Origin of the sequence: Parapedobacter sp. 2B3 (assembly GCF_041925275.1) — a bacterium.
GTDB classification, from domain to species: Bacteria; Bacteroidota; Bacteroidia; order Sphingobacteriales; family Sphingobacteriaceae; genus Parapedobacter; species Parapedobacter pyrenivorans_A.
This window is the reverse complement of record NZ_JBHEUZ010000004.1, coordinates 255,166-277,828: the sequence shown is the minus strand read 5'-3', so window position 1 is coordinate 277,828 and position 22,663 is coordinate 255,166. Positions and strand designations below refer to the sequence as shown.

Annotated in this window: 20 protein-coding genes; 3 read left to right on the top strand and 17 right to left on the bottom strand. The window is 50.1% G+C overall.

The features are described from left to right. Positions 1-3 precede the first annotated feature (3 nt). The 10 genes from ACEVG1_RS07135 to ACEVG1_RS07090 all read right to left on the bottom strand — a co-directional run bounded on the left by ACEVG1_RS07135 (position 4) and on the right by ACEVG1_RS07090 (position 13,108). Positions 4-3,138: a type III restriction-modification system endonuclease gene (locus ACEVG1_RS07135; RefSeq protein WP_374742925.1), complete on the bottom strand. Its 3,135-nt coding sequence runs from the start codon at positions 3,136-3,138 to the stop codon at positions 4-6. Continuing rightward, on the bottom strand, positions 3,135-5,057 hold the full coding sequence (locus ACEVG1_RS07130) for an ATP-binding protein (protein ID WP_374742924.1): 1,923 nt from the start codon (positions 5,055-5,057) through the stop codon (positions 3,135-3,137). Before ACEVG1_RS07130 ends, ACEVG1_RS07135 begins: the two co-directional genes overlap by 4 nt. Continuing rightward, positions 5,057-7,000, bottom strand: a complete 1,944-nt coding sequence (locus ACEVG1_RS07125) for a site-specific DNA-methyltransferase (RefSeq protein ID WP_374742923.1) — start codon at positions 6,998-7,000, stop codon at positions 5,057-5,059. The genes ACEVG1_RS07130 and ACEVG1_RS07125 overlap by 1 nt, the downstream gene beginning before the upstream one ends. 18 nt (positions 7,001-7,018) lie before the next feature. After that, positions 7,019-7,294 (bottom strand): helix-turn-helix domain-containing protein, encoded by a 276-nt coding sequence (locus tag ACEVG1_RS07120; protein WP_374742921.1) that lies wholly within the window; start codon positions 7,292-7,294, stop codon positions 7,019-7,021. Positions 7,295-7,687: 393 nt separating this feature from the next. Next, positions 7,688-7,912, bottom strand: a complete 225-nt coding sequence (locus ACEVG1_RS07115; RefSeq protein ID WP_374742920.1) for a hypothetical protein — start codon at positions 7,910-7,912, stop codon at positions 7,688-7,690. Positions 7,913-8,087: 175 nt separating this feature from the next. After that, positions 8,088-10,313, bottom strand: coding sequence for a S41 family peptidase (locus tag ACEVG1_RS07110; protein WP_374742919.1), 2,226 nt, complete (start codon positions 10,311-10,313; stop codon positions 8,088-8,090). Positions 10,314-10,338: 25 nt separating this feature from the next. Next, a complete protein-coding gene (locus tag ACEVG1_RS07105) occupies positions 10,339-11,097 on the bottom strand; it encodes a hypothetical protein (RefSeq protein ID WP_374742918.1) in 759 nt (252 codons plus the stop codon). Then, positions 11,084-11,461 (bottom strand): GntR family transcriptional regulator, encoded by a 378-nt coding sequence (locus tag ACEVG1_RS07100; RefSeq protein ID WP_374742917.1) that lies wholly within the window; start codon positions 11,459-11,461, stop codon positions 11,084-11,086. The genes ACEVG1_RS07105 and ACEVG1_RS07100 overlap by 14 nt, the downstream gene beginning before the upstream one ends. A gap of 1 nt (position 11,462) precedes the next feature. Beyond that, complete coding sequence (locus tag ACEVG1_RS07095; RefSeq protein WP_374742916.1) at positions 11,463-12,269, bottom strand: hypothetical protein; 807 nt, start codon at positions 12,267-12,269, stop codon at positions 11,463-11,465. Further along, positions 12,266-13,108, bottom strand: coding sequence for an ATP-binding cassette domain-containing protein (locus ACEVG1_RS07090; RefSeq protein WP_374742915.1), 843 nt, complete (start codon positions 13,106-13,108; stop codon positions 12,266-12,268). Before ACEVG1_RS07090 ends, ACEVG1_RS07095 begins: the two co-directional genes overlap by 4 nt. A 320-nt stretch (positions 13,109-13,428) precedes the next feature. Between ACEVG1_RS07090 and ACEVG1_RS07085 the strand changes: the two genes are divergently transcribed. The 3 genes from ACEVG1_RS07085 (at position 13,429) to ACEVG1_RS07075 (ending at position 15,705) form a co-directional block, all read left to right on the top strand. Next, positions 13,429-13,788: a YciI family protein gene (locus ACEVG1_RS07085; RefSeq protein ID WP_374742914.1), complete on the top strand. Its 360-nt coding sequence runs from the start codon at positions 13,429-13,431 to the stop codon at positions 13,786-13,788. Positions 13,789-13,885: 97 nt separating this feature from the next. After that, positions 13,886-14,881 (top strand): alpha/beta hydrolase, encoded by a 996-nt coding sequence (locus ACEVG1_RS07080; RefSeq protein ID WP_374742913.1) that lies wholly within the window; start codon positions 13,886-13,888, stop codon positions 14,879-14,881. Positions 14,882-14,919: 38 nt separating this feature from the next. Beyond that, complete coding sequence (locus tag ACEVG1_RS07075) at positions 14,920-15,705, top strand: alpha/beta fold hydrolase (RefSeq protein ID WP_374742912.1); 786 nt, start codon at positions 14,920-14,922, stop codon at positions 15,703-15,705. A gap of 64 nt (positions 15,706-15,769) precedes the next feature. Here ACEVG1_RS07075 and ACEVG1_RS07070 read toward each other — a convergent pair whose 3' ends face one another. The 7 genes from ACEVG1_RS07070 to ACEVG1_RS07040 form a co-directional block, all read right to left on the bottom strand. Next, positions 15,770-17,872: a sigma 54-interacting transcriptional regulator gene (locus ACEVG1_RS07070; protein ID WP_374742911.1), complete on the bottom strand. Its 2,103-nt coding sequence runs from the start codon at positions 17,870-17,872 to the stop codon at positions 15,770-15,772. 198 nt (positions 17,873-18,070) lie between these two features. Next, a complete protein-coding gene (locus ACEVG1_RS07065; protein WP_374742910.1) occupies positions 18,071-19,414 on the bottom strand; it encodes an NAD(P)/FAD-dependent oxidoreductase in 1,344 nt (447 codons plus the stop codon). A 25-nt stretch (positions 19,415-19,439) separates the two neighbouring features. Beyond that, positions 19,440-19,892 carry a carboxymuconolactone decarboxylase family protein gene (locus tag ACEVG1_RS07060; protein ID WP_374742909.1) on the bottom strand — a complete coding sequence of 151 codons (453 nt, stop codon included), beginning with the start codon at positions 19,890-19,892 and terminating at the stop codon, positions 19,440-19,442. 82 nt (positions 19,893-19,974) lie between these two features. After that, entirely contained in the window at positions 19,975-20,652 is a 678-nt protein-coding gene (locus ACEVG1_RS07055; RefSeq protein ID WP_374742908.1) for a succinate dehydrogenase cytochrome b subunit, read from the bottom strand. Between the two features lie 8 nt (positions 20,653-20,660). Beyond that, positions 20,661-21,503, bottom strand: a complete 843-nt coding sequence (locus tag ACEVG1_RS07050) for a pirin-like C-terminal cupin domain-containing protein (protein WP_374742906.1) — start codon at positions 21,501-21,503, stop codon at positions 20,661-20,663. After that, the gene (locus ACEVG1_RS07045; protein WP_374742903.1) at positions 21,481-21,690 is read right to left on the bottom strand and encodes a hypothetical protein; all 210 of its coding nucleotides are present in this window, start codon (positions 21,688-21,690) and stop codon (positions 21,481-21,483) included. The genes ACEVG1_RS07050 and ACEVG1_RS07045 overlap by 23 nt, the downstream gene beginning before the upstream one ends. Before the next feature lie 193 nt (positions 21,691-21,883). Continuing rightward, complete coding sequence (locus ACEVG1_RS07040) at positions 21,884-22,648, bottom strand: SDR family oxidoreductase (protein ID WP_374742901.1); 765 nt, start codon at positions 22,646-22,648, stop codon at positions 21,884-21,886. Between the last annotated feature and the right edge of the window lie 15 nt (positions 22,649-22,663).

Sequence of the window (22,663 nt, the reverse complement as noted above, 5' to 3'; positions counted from 1 at the left end):
ATATCAATTGCTCCGTATGATATCCATCATTTTGTCGTAGCCACTTACTTTCGAGAATTTAACTATTCCACCACTGATAGTATCAAAATGTTCTTCAGCACAATGTATCTTCAGTTTTTCAATTTCCCGCAACTCCATATCGGAGTCGGAGCCCTTGGTTTCAGCGACAAAATAAATATGGCGGACTTTGTCCTTGTCGAAAACAATGGCCCAGTCGGGACTATATTTTGCCACCGGAGTCGAAATGTAAAAACTCCGCGGCAACTTAGCATACACAACCACTTCGACACTGTTTTCCAGGGCGTGTGCGAAATCCGCCTCAATTTTGGAATCGGAAGTCAAATAGTCATAGACGTGCTTCTTCAGCAGATCCGAATGACGCAATGCCGATTTATCGTTCGTGAAAATGGTTTTGGCATCATACCGCTCATCGGTTTTGTGATAAACGATATTATTGATGATCAAGCTGGCTTTCGCCTCATTGATCAGCTTACAACACCTGGCAATAAACTCTTCCGGGTTCTTCCGGATCATGGCAAACTTTTCCTCCCGGATAGCTTTCAATATTTCGACGATGGTACGCCTGGTAAGGTTCGTTTTCTCCTCGATCTCACCGACAATGTCATATAGTGTATCCGAATACAAATCGTTATTGAGTTTCAAGTATTCCCTCTTGGATTCGCGCAGTAACGCACCCTGTTGCATTTGCTCTTTCGTGCCGTCTTCAAGCTCTCCGGATTTCACTTCATAGACGCGGTCGCTGATATGTAGCTTCGCATTGATCTGGCGCTTGCTTTCACCGATCAGCTTCTCCGTATCAAATTGTACCTCATAGATGGTTTTCAAGCTGATTCTATCCCAAAGTGCCTGGAATTCCTTCTTTTTGAAGTTCGCATTTGTATTCAATACAACCGTCTGCCGTTCATCCTCCGGTTTGATCGCCTTGCCGGAATAGATGGAGACCAACAGCTGATTTATCGATTCCCGATATGGTTCGAGGTGTTCCGGCAATGGTGTGGCACCCTTTTCGATGATTTCACGACCAGCTGGCGTAATCCGGTAATCTTGGTCAATGATTTGGCCGATAATGAGTTGGAACTGGATTTTCCGGGCATCATCCTCCGTAAGGCGATAACGCTTATCCGGTGCGTCAGACACGACTTTCCCAACAAAGTAAGCAATCTCGGCTTTTTGAGGCCGGTCAGCCAAAGTCGCTGCAATCTCAGCTTGTAACCCTTTCGCGAAAGCTTCATAGCTTTCCGAGGCAATGACCGTCAATTTATTTACTTCATGTACCTGCTCCCCAATGAGTTCAAAATCCTGGCGGACACCCCGACTGTCCACACAAAGGCGCATGCCACGGCCCACCTCCTGTCTTCTTCTTGTCTGGCTGCCTGATTCCGCACTTTTCAATGCACAGATTTGAAAGACATTCGGATTGTCCCAGCCTTCTTTCAATGCCGAATGGGAAAAAATAAAGCGTGTCGGTTCGTCAAAACTCAATAAGCGCTCTTTGTCTTTCATGATCAGGTCATACGCCGATATATCGTCAGAATCTTCCTTGCCCCGCTTCACCGATGGGTCCACACTTTTACCCTTTTTGTCAATCGAAAAATAACCTTCATGGATCTTGTCCGCGCCATCCCGCTGCAGGTAATCAACATAGCTAGTAGGCATATAGCCCTTATGCACTTGACTTGGATCGGTATCTTTCAGATAATCATTATAATCCTGCTGGAATAAGTCCAAAAAGTCGTTGCGTACTTTATTATATTCTTCCTCGAAGATCTTGGCATATTCGCCGAGCACCTTTTCTCCCGTTTCATCATATACGCGGTACTTGTCTACCGAATCAATAAAGAACAGGCTCAATACCTTAATCCCCTTACCAAATAATTGCTTTTCTTTTTGGAGGTGCGATAGGATCGTCTCACGGATTTGAACCCTCCGAAATGCATGTTCATCCTTGTCATTGACGATGTCGCCTGGATAAATATCCTCACCGTTAACCACGATTTTATTCAGGTATCCATTGACTTCCGTAATCACATGGTTCTTGTAAACAGGCAAGTTGCCGGACAACTCATAAAGATTAGCTCCCTCGGCAAGCTTTTTTCGAGTCTTTTTTACGCCTTCGCCGGATCGCTCCTCGTACTCCACAATAGCGAAGGGCGGCTTTGTGGTACTAAGGCTAATCTGCTCAAGGTACAGATACCCTGTCGTACCCGTTGACCCCTTGAGGTTAATCCCCTTGACTTGTATTTTCTTGACCAATTTTCTGTTATAAGCATCCAATGCATCCAGTCGATACACTTTATTGTATTCTACCTTGTGCGTCGCCGAATACCGAAGGGTAAAGAGCGGTTTGAAGTCCTGCATGCTTTTCAACGTCTTTTCACCATCCACCGACTGCGGCTCATCAATGATTAATATGGGATTGGTCTGCGCGATAATATCGATTGGTTTCCGGGTTCCGAACTGATCCAACTCCATGTAAATCCGCCTCGCATCCGCACCGCTGGCATTGAATGCCTGCGTATTGATAATCATCACGCTTATACGGCTGTCCGTGGCAAAATTCTCAATATCCTGCGGCCTGCCCGAGTTATAAATAAACGGATTGATCTTATGACCATATAACTCCTGGAAGTGATCCTGTGTGACCTGAAAAGACTTGTACACACCCTCACGGATTGCGATGCTGGGAACGATAACAATAAACTTGCTCCACCCGTAGTGCTTATGCAATTCATACATGGTGCGGATGTAGGTGTAGGTCTTGCCGGTACCGGTCTCCATTTCGACGGTCAGGTTATACCCCAGTTTGATTCCTTTAGGGCGTTCGATGCCGGCACTCTCGTTCAATCCATTTTGCTGCTGCACCGTTTGGATATTCTTCAGCACCTGGGTGTCTGTAAGCTGCAAGGGGCTATTGCGATAACCGATATCTTCTAATACGTCATTGTCAAAGACTGAAGCTTGTATACCGCCGCTAGCAGCCTGCTTGGCTTTCCGGATCAGCTCTTTGCTCCGTTCCAGCGTAAAACGATTGGTTTTCAACGGTTGCCCTTCAAAACAATCGATTATCGCCTTTACCGCTTGGACCTGAAAATCTTGTTCCTTGAATTGTAATTTCATTGTTTATCGGTCTTAGCAGTTATATAGGCTTGTTCAGGATGATTAATCATATCCGGAAATCTGTACATGAGTTTCTTTTGATTTATCATAGGAGTTAAAAACTTACGTTTTACATAATCCTCACTACGCTTTAGAAGCCATGCTATTTCAGATGCTTTAAAATAACCATGTAAACATACCTCTGCTATAATATCTTCTATAATACGGGCATCAGCTGTCCTGGCCGGCAGTTTTGCTATCTTATCAAGAATTTGGGTACCAATTTTATCGAGTGTAGCTGTATGGTCTTCACGAACTGGTGCACTAACGCCTTGAGGTGGCGTACTAAGCACTTGAACTGGTGCACTAACGTCTTGAAGTGGTGTTTTAAGACCATCGGCTGGTGTGTTAGTAGCTTGAGGTGGTGTTTTAAGGCCATCAGCTGAAGCAACACCATTTTCTACAACAAAATTCTTACCGCCCACATAATAGGTAGCGCGACTCTTCCCTTTCTGTACCAATATCTCTTTATTACGCATATCCCGGAGGTCGGCACTCGCTTTCAATATATCCACACCATTCAATTGACGATAGGATGAATTATCCACAGCACCAACTTCCCGGGTGAAGATTAATGCCCGTTTTTGGTCTTCATTCAGACCATACCCATCAAAAGTAGACAGCCATTTTACGTCGTCCACACCAAGGAAATGGTGCAGAAGCAAACGTACGGTAAATTGATTTCGACCATGATCACTTTCAAACGTTGGAGGCAGCATATTTGCCTTTTCCATTAAGGAACGCATGGTCCGTATGCCAGAACCTTTCGTCTCCGCGAGGTTTGTTTCATGGAATACAGCAGCGATATATGGATTCCTATTTTGGGAGCCAGGCTCACCCAAATGATCTTCTGGTTTAAGCGAAAAGCCGGGATTTTTTATTTCAATCCGATTGCCGTAACGAATAATCTGAATCGGTTGATTCACCCGATAAGTCCTATGAATCAGCGCATTTACGATGGCTTCACGAAGCACCCGGCTTGGCAAGCCAATACTTTCCGCCTGCAACTCACCCTCCGGCAGCAAAAATCCTTTCGGGAGGTCGTCCGTAATCTGGCTAAAAACACGTTGTACCATTTCAATCAATGCACCTCGCATGTCAATCGTTGTAAATCGATTCTCAGGATCTTCGATCCATTCATTACCTGGCACCCGAATATAATCAACACGGACCATCGGAAGCAGTCTACGATGAGCAATACGTTTACCGAATAGCAATAACCCGGCGTAGGTCAAACGCATATTGTCTTTTTCCTTCTTTACACAACCTAAGGAATGAAGCAAATCCAAATCATCATATTGCAATTCTTCTGCATAGGGGTTGACCTTAGACCGCAGACTTCGATAGATTTCAATCGCTTCTTCGCTGATATCATCCAACGACGAATCATTGACCACACTGCTATCCAAAGAGTCTTCTTTGTTGAAAAAGACAAATAGGTCATCATCCGTACAGCGCTGATCAGAAGAACCGATACGACGAAAAGCGCCCTGCGGCAACCCTTCATTTTTGAAGTAAACCGGCTTCTGTCCATCGGGCAATTCGGGGACATGTATGACAATCACATTTCTATCACCGATTTTTTCCACCTGGATACTCGGGCGAATCGGTTGATTGAACATGGAAGCACTTTGGGTACCCAAATCCAGTTGAACCTTGTCGGTCTGTTCTACCCCGGTAATCTCGTAAGAGGGGAACAGCGAAATACTTTCCTGCTCTACACCTAATAAAATATACCCTCCACCCAATCCAGGCTCATTTGAAAACGCACACACCGTCTCCAATATGGATCGGTCGACGGCACTCCCTCGTTTGGCCTCTATCCAATTGCACTCGTCCGTATGATTGAGCTGTTGTATTAACTCTCTAGCACCTTTCATTAGATCACTTTCATTTCGGTTTCCGGACTCAATTGTTTCAGTAATTGCTTAACATTTACCTTAGCCGTATCATCCTTAAAACCGCTATCCCGGAAAACGACACGTAAAGGCTGGTCTTCAGCAATTTCCTTGGCAAAAGCCTCGTCAATGCCTTTGTCAAAACAAGCATATAAGGAATTTTCGGCGACACGGAAAACATCTTTACCGGCTATTTCCAATCGCTCAATCTTCAAACTCAACGGCAGCCCCCAATCCAGCATGACCTGGGCCAGTAAATCATCGGCCGTGCGATCGGGTCTCACATTATCCGCAAATAAATCGAGATTGGTTTGCAGGTAATCCTGCGGTTTGTAATACACATCCTGCATATTACTTTCGTCCAAACGGTATACGCGGAACCCATAATCGATATCCGCTCCGGTTTCTTCCTTGATTTTCTTGGCAGCTCGACGGATACGTTCTTTGCCGATTTCGCAGATATTTTTGTAGCCGGCTTTAAATTCATCACTGTTTTTATCTGTATCTTCTGGTAATTGAACCATGATAAACCTTCTACTACCCAAATCTTTTGAATTTAAGTTGATAACAGCATGGGCCGAGGAAGCAGAACCCGAAAAGAAATCTAAAACAATATCATCTTTTTCAACTCGACACGTTTGCGCTAAAAATTCCACTAACGAACTTGGCTTTGCAAAGTCAAATGGTATATCAAGAGCCTTTAACTCATGGGAAGCTTTTTGATTAATATGATCTTCTATAAAATTATTTGGGGTTGCTGTAGATTTATCGATTACATCTTGTAAATATGTTTTGGTGTAAACATTCCAAAATGTTTTTTCACCTCGCTCATTAACAAGATTTGAAGAACGAACTTGTTTGACAACTATTTGATCTTTTTTTTCTAAATATGAATTATATGACCATCTCCATACTTTATCTTTTCCACTTTTAGGTGATACATTCGCCCCATCTTTAATTTCATTTGGGAAAACTTCGCCTGGAGGGATAACGAAGGACCCATCAGGGCATTCTATATAATAACGTTGGTTGTTACAGCCTCGCATTGGGTCCAAACTCGTCATATACAGCCTGACCAATTGATATTTTTCTCCTTTTCGAGGTCCCTCGGCTTCTACCTCTGTATAATTATCGTAATTGATTCCTCCGAAAAACGGAACAGCAAATTCTCTACTTTTAGAATATGTTAATACGTTATCAAAATTTGGTGCCCAATAATCACCTTGATTATTTGCTTTTTTAGATATTCTGCCAGCAGCACCAATAAAATTTACTTCTCCAAAAACCTCATCGGCTATTTTTTTTAGATTGTGGACTTCTTGTTCCCCGATAGAAATAAAAATCACCCCATCGTCTTTTAAAAGATTCCTCGCCAACTTCAATCTCGGATACATCATACTTAACCAATCAGAATGATACCGACCAGCGGTTTCGGGATTGACGACCAAACGTTGGTTGTATTCATCCTTTTGACCACTTTCAAAAAGTTCGTCCTGCGTGTTTTTCGAAAAATTGTCTTTATACACAAAGTCTTTTCCGGTATTGTAAGGCGGATCGATATAAATCATCTTGACCTTGCCCAGGTAACTTTCCTGCAAAAGTTTGAGCACTTCGAGATTATCGCCCTCGATATAAAGATTTTCGGTGTTGTCGAAGTCTACGGAATCATCACGCACCGGACGCAGTGTTTTGGTGGTAGGCAGATTGGCCGTTACGATAGCCTCTTTCTTTCCCGGCCATTCCAGTCGGTACCTTTCCTTGGTACCTTCCACCACCGCGCCGTTAAGCTCCTGCCGCAACAGATCAAAATCAATTGCCTTGCCATTTTCACTCTCCGTTACACAATTCGGAAACAACTCCGCCAACATTTCTATATTTTGGTTTACCAAATCCGGCGACTGCATATCCAGTTTTTCTACGCTCATGCTTTTTTGTTGTATAGGTTATTTAATGGTCTTCAATGCTAACTCCAATGCTTCCTTTTGGAAAGATTCCGGTTCAATGGTTTTGATGACTTTATCCGCCAGCCATAGCGTCAACAACTCATCTTCCGAAATCTGGAAAATGGTGGCTATTTTCGTTAGGTCTTCTTTCCGAAAAAAGCGGTCACCGCGCTCCATTTTGCTTAATAGAGCCGTATCGATATCCAATTGAGCAGCAAGCTGCCGGATCAGGATATTGTTCGCTTCTCGCAACTCCCGGATCTTCTCACCAATCATCGTTGTTTGTTTGAAATTTGACTTGACAAATATTGGCTAATATAGCGGTTTCTGTCAAATATTTCTAAACTCGGGGATAATTCTAATAAGCCATCGGCTTAAAGGCTCTCAATCAACGGTTTCTATCCCTATTTTAACGGTTTTGTGATATATACCTGCACGTTTGCTATATATACTTAGCCTATTGCTATATGCTTTCAGCCTATTGTAGTAATACAATACACGCTTGCCATACGGCAACGGCCTCAAGTATATATTTATTACGCGTTCGCCATAAAGCAACGTGCTCAAAACATACGCTGACAGCGCATATGCATATGGCAAAAATGCGTTGTTATGTGTCGATAGCCCGCCGATATATAGCAAGCGGTTGTTGCGGTATACGGAAAGTGCTCATGTATATGCCGAAAAGGTATTGCCGTATGGTGGGAAGCTACTGGTATATCGCAACTGGCCACTGCCGTACCGTAACGCCCCGCCAGTGTACCCCTTCATCCCGTTGAGGTATGCATCTACCCGGTTGCTATATGGCAAGCGGCCGATACCACATAGCAAGAGCCCATTGCTATATGGCAACGCGGCGTTGCTATATGATTTCCCGCCACCTGCATATGGCATCAGCTTATTGTTATATGCTTCTAGCGTATGGTATTACCACAACACGTTGTTGCTATACGCTTCCAGGGCATCCGCATGTGGTGCCACGCCTTTGTCATATGGCGTAGCGCCAAGTAGATATGGCAAAGCGGTATTGGGGTATAGCAAAACAACCCAAAAACAAACTGTTGCCCCCTCATCTAGCGCTATCGTTAATAAACTGCACCGCCCGTTCGAGCACGTCGTCGCGCCCCGTTTTCACACCGGCCACCGTTGGCACCACCACCACATCAGGCACGATCCCCACACGCTGGGTTTCCCTGCCATCGGGGTAGTACACACCAATCCCACTGATGGCGGTCGAGATGCCGCCCGGCAACACGATTGGCGACACGTTGCCATCGGCGCCGGCCGTGGTGGAGCCCATTACCGTGGCGTTGGGATGCACACGGTAGGCCATCGCATGGAACTCGGCGGAACTTTGGGTTACCTCATTCACCAGGATCACCACCTTGCCCCGATAATACGCCGCGTTCTTCTTGCCCGTGTTCATCGGTGTGCCTCCGAAAAAGACCCGACCCGGTTCTTGTATGCTGCAAAACGTGAATTGTGCAAAAGGCGTCTCATCCGATAGGAGAAACTCCCCTACCCGGTTGGCCCCCGGCTTACGAGGGTAATTGCGGTTATCGATGATCAGGCCCTTCGTGCCTTGGATTTGATCCCAGTACGCGCCAAGGTTATCCGCATCCAGCGTGCCGTTGTTCAAGTAGGCGATATCATCGGCCAGCATCCGGAAGCTGGTGTCGGTACTCACGAAAAGATTGCGCATTTTCAATGCCCCCGGTTCATAGGTATCGATTGCGACTGTGTGGGGTTCACCATCGCGGACAACCGCGATCCGCAGGGTCGGATCATTGGTCCGTAACAACTTGGGGCCCATGTCGCGCAACTGTGTGGGGTAATTGGACGCCGGTGTGTACCTCAGCATCCGGTCAACGATATCCATTACACCCTCCCCGTTCACTGCCGTAATCACATCGCCTACTTCCAGGCCTGTTGACGGGCCCCATCCAGCGTGCCGGTATCCGGTGATGACCAGTTGTTCCCCGAAGAATCTTACTTCCACGGGTGCATATCTCGTACCGAAAAAGTTGTTTAACACTGAGTTATTGCCCCATACGTTGGCGTGGGAGTCGTGTATCCGGCCAATGAGTTCCAACGTGGCCAACACGTAAGCCTGTGTATCCGCAGCTTCCATGAACTTCGGTATGAATTCGCGCAATATCGCTTTCCAGTCTTCGCCGATGAGGTGTCGGTAAGGAAAGAAATATTGGATCATATTCCAATACCGATATAAGGCTAGCAACCGGAACCCGTCATCACCAGCCTTCATCTGCGGGTAAGGATGTTCACTGCTGAAATCGGGGTTGCCTACACCGGGATATACGCCCACATAAAAATGCTTGCCGGTCCGCGTGGCCTGCCTGATCTCCAACAGCAATTCTGCCAATTCTGTCGAGAAACCGGACGTATTGATCCATTCCAGATCCGGCTCAAGCTTCACCGTTCCCTCAAGTGGCGTAGCCCCTTCAGCCCTTGTTACCGGGCCCAGCTTGGCTACCCATTCCCTTAGCACCGAATCCCGTTGGCGTCTCCCGCCAGCTTCCAATATTGCAGGCAGCACCCGGAACAATTCATAATCCCAATTCACCTCGCCGGCGGCTACGGCCGGATGGTAATATTTAACGAAACCCCAAACGAGGCCTAGCACGTGCAGGCTTTCCGACGAGGAATCGTCCAGCGCAGGTATTTCGACGGCCGAACCCGCATCGAATGCAGTATCTAGTTGGGCGGCTAGTTTTTTTCGCTCCACAGGCTTCAGCGTAGCGATGTCGCGGCCATCTATCGTTACCGACAAACTGTCGAACCACACCTTGCCTTTACCCACCAACAAGCCGCCGACTACCGTCTGTTCGGTTTTGTCGGGGTCCATCGGCAACGTAAATTCATAGTGGGTCCATTCCGTGGTGCCTTTCAGTCCCGCCTGCTGCATGTTGTTGAAGGCGACCTGCGGATCGATGCGCATCCAAAGGCCGGCAAAGCCATCCACATTTTCGGTTTTGATGTAACCCGAGAGTTTGATTTCTTTGCCCGGATAGCTGCCGGGGATAGCAAATGCCCATGCCCGGTAGCCCGGTCCATCCCCTTGAGAAGCGATGGATGCGGCATACCGGCCACTTTTCACGACAGCGCTGTCGACAGCAAGGATGTAGTCACCCGCCCCGAAATTGCTCCAGCCTACCGGCATCGTGTCCGCCACCCGCTCGAAATCGAAGTTAAAAGCTGGTTTCGGATCGCCTTGTTGGCCAAAAGCGAACAGGACTGCGATAAGTCCGGTGAAAAGAAGAATCACGTGTTTCATGACCATGTGTTTTGTTTAAAATGAGCTAATGGACGGAACGCGCACCAAGCGCCTTGAGTTGGGTGCCTTTTACAATGAACTGGCCTTTTTCGGCCACCGCCGTAGCCACCGTACCGATTTGCGTATGGAGGAGTGTGATCGTAGCCCCATCGCCCACGGTCAAGTCGGCGTGTCCTAACGTATTGCGCCGAATCTGCACCGTGCCGGCACGTTCCGCTCGCGCTGACAACGAATCGACGGCCAGGCTGTCCAGGGTTATCTCCATTCCTTCTGCAGCAAAGACATCCATTGCCATACCATCGAAACCAGCAACCGTTACTTCACTTTTCTGGTAGTGGAGACGCGTAAGCACGTGTGTATCTTCTGGTAAATTCAAACTATCTAAGGGGGTGCCTATCGCGTTTATTGCTATCAGTTCCGGACATTCGATTACGATTAGCGGGCGAACCAGGACATTTCCGTCATACCCCTTTGGATGCTCAACCGTGACTTTAAGCGTATCGTCCACCTGTTCCACACGGATGAAATCCATTTTACTATACGTAACGTACATACTGTCGGCGCGTTTCACCGTCACCAACAACGGTTGATAACCAGTGTTACCTCGTGGTGCCGTGCCGGTAATTTCAATGATATTGAAACGCTCTGCAGGAAAAGAACGCACCTCGGGGCGGTCGTGGGCAAGGACGACCGTAAACCGGCTTTTCAGCGTTAGCGCATTAACGATGGCTACCGTAACCAATAACAGTACCGCCGCGACTAATAATTTGTTACTCGTCTTCATGACTCTCTTTTAGGTATACTTGGTATCTTTCTGTAATTTCATCCGGCGAAATGCCTAATAGGTACATATTTCTGAAAAATGAGGGTAGGTCTCGCTCCAAAAAGCGTTCACGTTGCTGTTTCTTAATATGTCGCTTCGCTTGCTCGGAGACGAAAAACCCAATGCCCCGTTTGTTGAAAATGATACCCGACTGCTGGAGGTGTTCATACGTGCGCATTACCGTATTGGGGTTTACCTGGAGATCCGCGGCTAGCTCCCGCACGGAAGGAATCTTTTCATTGACGGCCCACCGTCCCAACAAGATGTGCTCATTCACGTAGTCCGCGATCTGTAGGTAAATGGCATCTTTGCTTTTAAACTCCATATCAACCTTCCTTTTCGCGTAATTTATGATAGGATACCACCCAAAGCAAAACCGTGACGACGATCGAAAGCGTTACTAACCAATAGTGCCAATTTGGGATATCTACCTGATAGGTAATGCCGCCGTCCTTAAGAAACAACGGCATGAACGGCAACAGGGGGGCTTGTTGGATTTCCGATTGGAACAATGCAGCATATAGCATTCTGTTAACCATCAAATAAGACACCACAACTAAAAGCAGCGCCAACGCCGTCTTCAATACCGCCATTTTACGGAACGCCAATGAACCGTACAGGGCAAACGCATGCAAAAACAGGTAAACCAACACCAGCACCAACATCACGGGAATAGTATCCTTCTGGTCTTCCAATAGCTGTGCATAATTCGACAGGCCTGCAATAGCATAGCCCCGGGCCGAATAATACTGCATCAACAGGTAACGCACCACAAAAAACACGGCATTCGCAACAACCGCGTAGCCGGCGAAAGACACCAACCAACCCCAAAGGAATTTCTCGAATCGTGAGGCGGGTAGCAACAGCTGGAACATCCCTTCCCGCGGTCGCTGGTACGCTTGAAAAACACCGGCCGTGAAGATAAATAGGGCACCATAAATGACGACAAGGTACACGAAGAACTGGTTACCGATGCTAACCGATTCGTCATTTGATGATGATGCGACCAGCACAAACAGACCAACGCTAATACCGGCGAACACCAGACAACTGATCAAATAGCCCTTGGCGTCTTTTCTGAAATGACCGCCGGCTAACCGCATAAAACGGCTCCAATTAAACGCTTGTTTCATAACTTTCCCTCCTCCGCTAGGTAGTTTAACAACATGCCCGAATCGTTGACCGTGGCATTGAATAACAGCTCTAGATCGGGCTTGCTCGATATGCCTTCCGGATTGGGCAAGATGGCATGTGTACCGTCAAACGTTTCCTCACCGTACAAGATCGAGGTTGCGCCCCCCGACACGCGGCCAAAACGGATGCGCTCCGTCAGTTGATCCAGTTGGACTTGGAGCTTTATCGTGCCGTCATGCAATATAATGACCGAATCAATCAGGTGATCGAGATCTCGCACCTGATGCGTAGATAACACGATGCAGCAATCTTCATCGACAGCCGATGCTAGCACCTTGCGGAACTGCGCCTTGGAAGGAATATCCAGCCCGTTGGTCGGCTCATCCATCACCAGCAACTTGGTGCGGCAAGCCAATGCGAACGCAATCATAAACTTCTTTTGCTGCCCCAGCGAAAGTTTGGTGAGCACCTGCTGCTCCGGCACTTCAAAAGCGGCTAGGTAACCATTGAACAGTTCCCGGTCGAACGCCGGATAAAATGGGCTTGTTGTTTCCAAAAACGTCTTTGCTGTGTGATCCGGAATGTAAGGTTCCTCAGGTAGGAAAAACACCTGGCTCAGTACATCGGGGTACCGTTTGGCCGTGTCTAACCCACCCATCATGGCCCGACCGGCCGTTGGATAGCGCAACCCTACCATGTTCTTCAATAACGTGGTCTTGCCCGAACCATTCTTGCCGAGCAAACCGTAGATATGCCCCGCCCCTAGCGATAGGTTGAGGCCATTGAACAGCGGCGGCTGCTTTCGGTAACCAAATGACAAATCCGTCAATTGAATCATAATCTAGTGTATTAGTTAAATAGTACACTACAAAAGTAATGGTTCGATTTTAAAATGCAAGAAAATGTTGAATTTTTTTGTCACTTACCGATGTATCTGATTTTCACGGCCTGACTTACGATATTTAGTAGTTCGCTACGTTAAAAAGCGATATATCGTGGAATTCTAATCGATAGAATAAATACAAAATTCTGTTTATCAAACACTTAATCTATTGGCACATCCCTTGTCAATAGCTAACGGCATTGACATAACAAACGAAAAGTTCATCAAGCTCAGGAAACGAATTCACTAATTTTTTAACATTAAATAACATAACAATGAACGAGTATCTATTCGTGATCCACAGGGATCTCACCAGCACGAACCCGCAACCAACAGCGGAGCAATTACAGGCCGCCTTGAAACCTTACCAACATTGGGTGGCCACTATCGCCGACCAGGACAAACTGGTGGCCCCACCCAAACGGTGGGATGTCGGGGGCCGGGTTGTCCGGGCAAATGGTGCCGGACAGACCATCAGCGAAGGCCCCCTGGCCACAGGTGACCTTTCCATCGGCGGACTCTTTCTGGTAAGGGCCGATAACTACGAGGAGGCCGTCGAGCTTGCAAAAGCATGCCCAATTATCCAATATGGCGCCGTTGTGGAAGTCCGCATGGCTATCCCACCTGCCCAATAACCGTCAAGAAGGCACAGGCGTTCACTGCGCAATCCGGCAACTTCGGCATGCGCGGTGAACGTTTCAAAGCGAATCGAAAATTTAAAAAAAACAAAAAATGAACACTTCAATTTCAGCTGGTCCGGCCATTGCCGACTATGCGACCGATGCACGGTTAAGTCCGGAAGTCAGGGATTTCCTAACGGCCCTGAATACCGCCGGAGGTGACCCCATTGAATCCCTTTCCAAAGAAGATGCCCGCCGAGTGCTCGCCGAAGCGCAGGCTGCGGTGAAGGTCGATATTTCCGGTATTGACGTAACAGAAAAAGTCATTATCAGTGATGGGTATAAGGTAAAAATCCACGTGGTCAGGCCCGCAGGGGTGGCGGGCAAACTGCCGGTATTCCTGTTCATCCACGGCGGTGGATGGATATTGGGCGATTTCTCCACCCATAAGCGTATGGTCCGCGACCTTGTTGTCCATTCGGGCTTTGCCGCGGTATTCGTAAACTATACCCCCTCGCCCGAAGCCCAATACCCGCAGGCCATAAACGAAATCTACGCCGTAACGAAATGGGTGGCCGCTAATGGTGACGAGATTGGCGTAGATGGAAGCAAACTTGCCGTGGTGGGAAACAGCGTGGGTGGCAACATGACGGCTGTCACCGGCCTGAAGGCACTCGAAAAAGGCGGCCCGAAAATCAACCTGCTGTTTATGCTATGGCCTATCATGGATGCCGGTTTCGAAACCGGTTCGTACCGCCAATTCGGAGAAGACCGCTTCCTGACCACGACGATGATGAAATGGATGTATGACCAATACACGACCGATCCGGCCCAGCGCAAAGAAATTTACGCCTCACCGTTGCAGGCCACGGTAGACCAGCTGAAGGGGCTCCCGTCCACCTTAATCGTTGTCGCCGAAAACGATATCCTCCGCGACGAGGGCGAAGCCTTCGGCAGGAAGCTCAACGAAGCAGGTGTACCGGCCACAACCATCCGCTACAACGGCATGATCCATGATTTTGGGCTACTGAACGGATTAGCGGAACTTCCCGCCGTACGGTCGTTATTCATCCAGGCTGCCGCAGCCCTGAAAGACCACCTGAGCTAACGATAATTCAATTATTTTTTCACTTAACATTCAACTTTATGTTTACGTTTCAGCAATTTACGCTATGCGCGATTCTCGCGCCAATCACGATGTTTTCATCGTCCGTTTATCCCCAGCACAAGCCGGCCACCGCGGGGATAAAAAATGTGGTTCTGGTACACGGTGCTTTTGCCGACGGGTCGAGTTGGGCCAGCGTCATTTCCCTGTTGCAAGCCCGGGGCTACCAGGTCACGGCCGTCCAAAACCCGTTAACCTCCCTGGAAGATGACGTGGCAGCCACCAAACGGGCCATCGCCTTAATGGACGGCCCGGTGCTATTGGTTGGCCACTCGTGGGCAGGGATGGTCATCAGCGCCGCCGGCAACGACCCGAAGGTGGCCGGTCTCCTTTACGTGGCCGCGCTCATTCCCGATGAGGGGCAATCGGTGGTCGATGTGAATGCGCCCTACCCCGCCGGACCGGGTGCCGCCGAGTTCCGCCCCGATGCCAAGGGCTACCTGTCGTTAACCCCGAAAGGTATCCATGAGGCTTTTGCCCAGGACCTACCCGCGGCAAAGCGGAATGAGCTGGTGGCAACACAGACACCGTGGGCGGCTTCGGCTACCACGCAAAAGGTGTATAACGTAGCCTGGAAGAACAAACCTTCCTGGGCCATTGTGGCTACGGAAGACCGGATGATAGACCCCGGACAGGAACGGGCCACGGCAAAGATGATCAACGCCACGACCATCGAGCTGGAATCAAGCCATGTGCCCATGGTATCGCAGCCCGAAAAGGTAGCCGACTTCATCGTAAAAGCTACGCTGCAGCTGGCTACCCATTGAAAAAGTGGCATGCAATGGCCAACAGCCTGGCGGCTCCGGTATCGGGGCCGCCATTTTTTATGCATCAAAAGTAGTTCGCTTTCGAAACGCCCAGTTTTTTCATTTTGGAATGAAGGGTCGTAGCGGGAATTCCCAATATGTCGGCGGCACCCCCGGCCCCGGATATCCTGCCGTTGCATCTTTTCAGCACCTTGATGATATAGGCGGATTCCATTTCCTGTAGCGCCTGCGGGAAACCCTCCGGCTGATCGGCCTCGGCTCCCGCAACGATGGGAAGCTGCACATCCGTCAAGGTATTTCCCCTTGCCAGCAGCACACTCCGTTCAATCAGATGCTCCAACTCACGCACATTGCCGGGCCACGGATAGCGCTTCAATGCATCGATGACCTGCGGCGATATGGCGGCGATTTTCCTTCCGGAAGTCCGGCTGTAGCGGTCGGTAAAAAACTGGGCCAAGGGTTCGATATCCTGTAAACGGTCGCGCAAGGGGGGCAATACAATGGGAAACACGTTTAACCGGTAGTAAAGGTCGGGGCGGAAACGGCCGGCACTGACCTCTTCATCCAGCTTCCGGTTGGTCGCCGCGATAATCCGCAGGTTTACCTTTATCGTGGCCTTTCCGCCTATGCGCTCAAACTCCCGCTCCTGGATGACGCGTAGCAATTTCACCTGCGTTTCCAACGGCATCTCGCCAATCTCGTCGAGGAACAGGGTGCCATTGTCCGCCAGTTCAAATTTCCCAAGCCGGCGGTCAAGGGCACCGGTAAAGGCACCGCGCTCATGGCCAAACAACTCACTCTCAATCAGGTTTGCCGGCAATGCCGCGCAATTGATTTTGACCATGAGTTTATCTTTCCGCGGCGAGGCATTATGGATGGCCCGTGCTATCAGTTCCTTTCCCGTACCGGTTTCGCCCAGCAGCAACACTGTGGAGTTGGTCGGTGCCACCATGGACATCAAACGGTATACCTGTTGCATTTCGTCGCCGCTGCCGATGATTTCCGAAAAATTGTAGATGGTATCTAGCTGCTCGCGGAGATGGTCGTTTTCGATTTCAAGCAGCTGCTTGTAATGCAGCAGCTGCTCGTTGGCCAGAATATTCGAAACCGCCACCGCCAGCTGGGCGCAGATGGCCCGGATGAGGTTAAGCTTGCCGCTGAGCTGCTCGTTTGGGTCGATGTGGAAGAAAGCCGACCCGACCGTGGTGCCACCCACGCGCAATGCCATACCCAATACATGCCGGAGCCCTACGCGTTTCCAGAAATCGACGTATGCCGGCACGCCGGGTTCGGTGGCGAGTTCCGCCACGTCGAGAAAAACAGGGTCTTCAGCCGCTGCCAGCCGACTGAAGACCGGATCGCTCACCGCATAATTGGCCCCGGTTACTTCGCTAAACTGCGCGTGGCCTTCGATGGCTTCGCCGAGATCCATCACAAACGCCCCATAGGTTGTACCGTCTTCGTTGACCTGTGAAATCCCGAACTCGTCTATGGAAAACAGTACCTTCAGCTTCGCACTGACCAGGCGCAGCAGGTCATCACGGTTGCGCATCGCGGCAATCCCATCGCTCAGTTCCAGCAACTTGGATTTTTCTTCTTGCCGCCTTACGATTTCCTCATTGGCCAGGATATTGGAGATGGCAATCGACACCTGTGCACATATCCCTTCCAGGAGCGCAGCGTTTATCTTCTCGGTAATCACCCACAGTACGCCCAGTTCTTTCTCACCCACGCGGAGCGGCGTACCGACCATCTGCTCAAAGCCTTTTCTCTTATGCCCTACCTGTTCCCAGAATTCAACATACGGGTCGACGGTTCCATGGCCCACCTCCGCGGCAAAGTCGATTACCACAGGCATATTCCCGCTCATCACGCGGCCGGTAATGCCCTCCGTAACACTTATCTTTTTACCGAGCAGCTCCTTGAATAGCGGACTTGCCATATAGAACGCATCTTTATCGTGCAGAAAGGGGCTTAATGTCTCGCCGTCTTCGTTTATCGTCCGGATAAAATAAGCCCTTACCTGGGTCAGTTTCTTCAGCGAACGGTAGACCACATCGGCGAGGTCGTCTTTGGTCCGCACAGCGGCGATGCCATTACTGAAGTCGAGCAGGAACGATTTGTCCGACTCCCTTTGCCTGGCCGTTTCATTCGGGGTAATTTCCATCTCCATTATTTGCTAAACCGTAAGGCGGTTAGGTACGGGCCTTGTTTGGAAGCATAGCGTTTGGAAAGGGAAAGTAAGATGTCGTTGCGCACTGATTGATGAAGGGTAATCCAACGGATGCTTGAAAGGCTATACCATATAACTGGGTTTAAAGATAATAATTATAATTGCTTGTTGACGGTAAATAAAAATCTGATGCTATTTGTTAACGGCCACTGTTTCCGTCGGCACGGTGGCAACCGGTCCGCTAGCCCGGCCGGTGTCGCCGTTTCCGCCACGGAAAATCATTCGCAATACCTGGTCATGTGTCAGGTAAGCAACCAGCCAGTTGTAAAATGTTTTGATTTTGTTGTTGTAGTTCACGAGCGAGATAAGGTGTATAAACAACCAGCCGAGCAGGCCGAGGACGCCCCCGAGGTGCAGGCGGTGCTTGAAAAGATCGGCCACTGCCCAGCGGCGGCCGATGATGGCCATATCGCCTCTATCGGCATAACTGAATGGCTTCATGGGTTTGTTGCCGGCGAGCAGCAACAGGTTGCTGGCCAGCCTTTTTCCCTGCTGAATGGCCGGTTGCGCGAGCTGCGGGTGCCCGTCGGGGTAAGCCTTGTCGTGCTGCTGGATGCTGATGTCGCCGATAGCGTAGATGTTATCGTAACCCATTACCCGGCCGTAGGGGTCGGTCATCATCCTTCCGCCCCGCCCCACGCTTTTACCATCGACGCCTGCAACCGTGTTTGCGGTTACCCCGATGGCCCAGATCAGGGTCTTGGCTTCGATGACTTCACCATTGGATAGGTGCACGCGGTCGTCCTCGTAGTGGGTCACCCGCGTGTTGAGCCTAATCGCGATGCCGAGCCGGTTGAGCACCCGGTAGGCCTCCTTATGTGTGGCCGTGCTCATGGGCGCAAGCAGGTGTGGCGAACCTTCGACCAAAAACACGCGCAGCGTCTCGTTTTTCAGTTCGGGATAATCCATGCCCAGTAAGCATTGTTTGAATTCGGCCAGCATACCGGCCAGTTCCACACCGGTGGGGCCACCACCTGCCACCACCATGGTCAGTAATTTACGGCGGACCTCCGGATTGTTTTCAACGGCAGCCTTTTCCATGGTTTGAATCAATCCATTGCGCATCGACAAGGCGTCGTCGATGGTTTTAATGTAAAACGCATTCCGTTCAATCTGGGCATTCCCGAAAAAGTTGGTCTTCGAACCGGCAGCCAATACCAATACGTCATAATCCAGTTGACCGCCGTCGCTCAGGTAGACCGCTTGTTTATCGGCATCTACCCCTATCACCGTGGCCATGCGAAACGCCATTCCCGTATCTTTTAGCAGCTTCCGGAATGGGTAACTAATCGCAGCGGGCTCAAGAAACCCGGTGGCCACCTGATAAAGCAACGGGGTGAAATAGTTGTAATTGTTGCTGTCGACCAGGGTTACGTTATAAAACCTGTTGCCCGACAGGCGCCGTGCAAAATTAAGACCGGCAAAGCCCCCGCCCACGAGGACGAGGTGCTTTTTTGCGATGTACTTTGTTTCCATGATGCGTGGGGTTACCGCAGAACCACTACCCGAACATCCCCACCTGGTAGGTGCCCGGCGTATTTTCAAATACCAGGTTGAAACGGTTCCACGTGTTGATGGCGGTGACACCGAGGGTCAGGTCGATCAGTTCTTCGTCGGAAAACTCGGCCCTCGCGATGCGATGCACATCGTCGGTAACCTCTACGTTCGTGACGGCTTCGGCCCATTGCAGTGCTGCCCGCTCTCGCGCGGTATAATAGGGTGCCTCCCGCCACGCACTCAGCCCATAAAGCCGTTGCTCCGTTTCGCCCATTGCCCGCAACTCTTTCGCGTGCATGTCTAAGCAGTAGGCGCAGCCGTTGATCTGCGACACCCGGAAATCGACCAGCTCCAGCAATTCCTTTTCGATACTCGATTTCTTGAGGTAGCCACTGATGCCGAACAACGGCGTTAGCGCTTTCTTGCCTTTTTCAAATACATTGATTTTAGTTTCCATTTTTTTGTTGTGTTAGTGATGGAGCCTGTTTAATGAGGCTCATTGTTAATTATTTGTTATTTTTTGAAGCCGCTCCGTCAGCCTAGCGAATCCACCCCAGGAAGATCGACAGCGGCATCATCGCAAATGTTAAAAATATAACCAGGGAAAAAATCCGTCCGGCAAACCGCACCAGGCCCGTATATTTCTTATGGGTGAGGCCCAGGCTCGTAAAGGCGCTGGAAAAACCATGCAGCAAGTGCCAGTACAGGGAAAACGCACCCAGCAAATAGATGGCCACTTCGATGGGATTGCTGAATTTTTCGAGCATCATCTCATAAAGCGGCAGTTCCTCCCCATACAGGAACTGGTGTGTGCGGTTGGGTATCCAGAAATTGGAGGTATGCACCACCAGAAACAGCAGGATCAAGGTGCCGAGCAAGGTCATGCTGCGGCTGTACCATGTGCTTTGCGGTGGGTGCGACACCACGGCGTACCGTATCGGCCTGGCCGCACGGTTGGCGCGCCACAGCAGCAGCCCCTGCACGATGTGCCACAGGATACCCACCACCAAAACCACTTCGATGGTGCGGATGATTGGATTTGTGGCCATAAAGTGGGCTCCTTTCGTAAACGTATCGCCGCCGTCGTTGTAAAAAATAAGCGCATTTACCCCCGCGTGCACCACGAGGAAGCTGATGAGAAACAAGCCGGTCAGCGCCATCGTCATTTTCTTGCCGATGGAACTTGTCAGTGTGGAGATAAACCAATTCATAGCCATTTACCTGATTATTTTGTCGGTGGAATAATTTGCCATTTACCGGCGGTGAGTGTGATGAACCCCATTTTACCTTCTTCATAGTCCGCCAGCACTTTCCCCAGTTCCTCGGTTGACGACATGGACATCGTTTCGGAGCCAAAGGCCGGCTCCCCTATCGGTGCGCCGCTGAAGAACAGCACCTCACTTTGCTCGTGTGCTTCGACCAGGAGCCGCTCGGCAACGGACGACTGCCCCATGGCCACCGTCGTGCCGCTGCGCAGCTCGGTCCCGCCGCTGCTGGTTTGTACCCGCACGGCCCCTTCCAGCAGGTGGATGGTCGCATTCCACCCCGCCGGTAGCTGGTACGTGGCTGTGTCACTCCGGGCGATGTGGATATGCCTAAAGGCAGCAGCTGTTGTATCCATCACGGTCCGGGTATACACACGGCCATCAGCATTGCGGGGAACGGCGCTATTAACCGCTACCTGCGGTTCCGACTGCTTACCTTCGGCATGCACATTCAACAACAGTTGGACACCGGCGGAAACCGCCCCCGTTTCTTCGGGAAATGCGGCCCGCACCAATCCCTTCCCCGCTATGGCCCATACAAACCCGCCCGGCTGCAGCAGGCAATCCGTCCCGGTGGTATCCAGGAGGTGGCACGCCGCCGAGCCGTCAAACAAGTAGGTGAGAATGGAGATACCGGCAAATGGCCGCGGCCGGAAGGTCCTTGCCCGCATACGGAACAGCTCGAACCCGAGCAACGGATCCATCAGGCCCTCAAATGAAGAGGCTCGTACGGTTACCACCGAATAATCCATATTGCCCATCGTGGGCGCGCTTATTACCTTAGAAACCTTGAGTGTGTGCATAAAATTTGAATTGGTTCTGCTTCATCGGCTGCTCCACCATCCGGAGGCCGTCGTCGAGGAATTCACCGCCGTATGCGGCACATTCGTCGGCTGAATGGTCTTTACCCATCCTCGTAGTGCTTTCAAGCACCCGGTAAAAGAGCACCGTAAGCTGGGGTTTGGGTAGTATTGTCTTCGTTCGTTCCATCGCATTTATTCATTAACGTTATTGTGCCAAATGCCCTGTCTTCGTTTCCCGGTGTAGCTGGTCGGTATTTCATGGGGACACCATGCCGACGTGGGTCTGTCCCGTGCACGAACGGGTGGAAAGTGCACGTCCCTTACAGCCTCCTCCGGGAGCTGACACCCGTCATCTCCGTTACGAAGTCAAGCCATTGCGTTTACGACGCTTTTTCCAATTTCTCCTGCGCTTCCAGCCAGTCCGCAATCCGCTGGCTACCGATATGCGCCCCTCCTGCGGGAAGCAACATCCCCTCGGTAAGCAGGGCCCCGAAATAACGGGCCCACGGATCACCCAGCACTTCCCGGGTGTCGCCCGTAGCAGTAAAATACTGCTCCATCAATTCCGACAGGCGGAAGCGATCGGGGCCGGCGATTTCCACGATACCGTTAACCGGGTTGTCGAGCGTTACCTCGGTCAGTGCGGCAGCCACGTCGTCCGACGAGATGGGCTGTATAAAAGCCGTAGGCAACCGCACGGCGCCACCGTCGGTGGCCGATTTGGCAATACCGCCCAGAAACTCGAAAAATTGGGTTGAATGGACAATGGTGTAGGGCATACCCGATTCGCGGATAAGTTTTTCCTGTGCGATTTTACCACGGAAATAACCGCTCTCCGCGAGCAACTCGGTTCCCACAACGGATAGCGCCACATGATGGCCCACACCGGTAGCCCGTTCCGCGGCCAGCAGGTTGCGCCCCGAGGTTTCGAAAAACTCCAGTACTGCCGCATCTTCAAATGAAGGGGAGTTGGCCACATCGACCACGATTTGGGCGTTTTCCAGGGCACGTGCCAGCCCTTCGCCCGTGATGGTGTTGACGCCGGTTGCCGGCGATGCCGCAAACACTTCGTGGCCGAGCATCCGCAGGTTATGTACTACCTTGCTTCCAATGAGGCCGGAGCCTCCGATGACTACAATTTTCATAAACTTGTTATTTTT

What these genes read in the sequence shown, in the direction of transcription:
- ACEVG1_RS07060 (WP_374742909.1), bottom strand. Translation starts at nt 19,892, where the DNA reads ATGGAAACTAAAATCAATGTATTTGAAAAAGGCAAGAAAGCGCTAACG.
- ACEVG1_RS07095 (WP_374742916.1), bottom strand. Translation starts at nt 12,269, where the DNA reads ATGAAACAAGCGTTTAATTGGAGCCGTTTTATGCGGTTAGCCGGCGGT.
- ACEVG1_RS07085 (WP_374742914.1), top strand. Translation starts at nt 13,429, where the DNA reads ATGAACGAGTATCTATTCGTGATCCACAGGGATCTCACCAGCACGAAC.
- ACEVG1_RS07040 (WP_374742901.1), bottom strand. Translation starts at nt 22,648, where the DNA reads ATGAAAATTGTAGTCATCGGAGGCTCCGGCCTCATTGGAAGCAAGGTA.
- ACEVG1_RS07065 (WP_374742910.1), bottom strand. Translation starts at nt 19,414, where the DNA reads ATGGAAACAAAGTACATCGCAAAAAAGCACCTCGTCCTCGTGGGCGGG.
- ACEVG1_RS07120 (WP_374742921.1), bottom strand. Translation starts at nt 7,294, where the DNA reads ATGATTGGTGAGAAGATCCGGGAGTTGCGAGAAGCGAACAATATCCTG.
- ACEVG1_RS07100 (WP_374742917.1), bottom strand. Translation starts at nt 11,461, where the DNA reads ATGGAGTTTAAAAGCAAAGATGCCATTTACCTACAGATCGCGGACTAC.
- ACEVG1_RS07075 (WP_374742912.1), top strand. Translation starts at nt 14,920, where the DNA reads ATGTTTACGTTTCAGCAATTTACGCTATGCGCGATTCTCGCGCCAATC.
- ACEVG1_RS07130 (WP_374742924.1), bottom strand. Translation starts at nt 5,057, where the DNA reads ATGAAAGGTGCTAGAGAGTTAATACAACAGCTCAATCATACGGACGAG.
- ACEVG1_RS07050 (WP_374742906.1), bottom strand. Translation starts at nt 21,503, where the DNA reads ATGCACACACTCAAGGTTTCTAAGGTAATAAGCGCGCCCACGATGGGC.
- ACEVG1_RS07070 (WP_374742911.1), bottom strand. Translation starts at nt 17,872, where the DNA reads ATGGAAATTACCCCGAATGAAACGGCCAGGCAAAGGGAGTCGGACAAA.
- ACEVG1_RS07125 (WP_374742923.1), bottom strand. Translation starts at nt 7,000, where the DNA reads ATGAGCGTAGAAAAACTGGATATGCAGTCGCCGGATTTGGTAAACCAA.
- ACEVG1_RS07080 (WP_374742913.1), top strand. Translation starts at nt 13,886, where the DNA reads ATGAACACTTCAATTTCAGCTGGTCCGGCCATTGCCGACTATGCGACC.
- ACEVG1_RS07055 (WP_374742908.1), bottom strand. Translation starts at nt 20,652, where the DNA reads ATGGCTATGAATTGGTTTATCTCCACACTGACAAGTTCCATCGGCAAG.
- ACEVG1_RS07045 (WP_374742903.1), bottom strand. Translation starts at nt 21,690, where the DNA reads ATGGAACGAACGAAGACAATACTACCCAAACCCCAGCTTACGGTGCTC.
- ACEVG1_RS07105 (WP_374742918.1), bottom strand. Translation starts at nt 11,097, where the DNA reads ATGAAGACGAGTAACAAATTATTAGTCGCGGCGGTACTGTTATTGGTT.
- ACEVG1_RS07135 (WP_374742925.1), bottom strand. Translation starts at nt 3,138, where the DNA reads ATGAAATTACAATTCAAGGAACAAGATTTTCAGGTCCAAGCGGTAAAG.
- ACEVG1_RS07110 (WP_374742919.1), bottom strand. Translation starts at nt 10,313, where the DNA reads ATGAAACACGTGATTCTTCTTTTCACCGGACTTATCGCAGTCCTGTTC.
- ACEVG1_RS07090 (WP_374742915.1), bottom strand. Translation starts at nt 13,108, where the DNA reads ATGATTCAATTGACGGATTTGTCATTTGGTTACCGAAAGCAGCCGCCG.
- ACEVG1_RS07115 (WP_374742920.1), bottom strand. Translation starts at nt 7,912, where the DNA reads ATGCCATATGCAGGTGGCGGGAAATCATATAGCAACGCCGCGTTGCCA.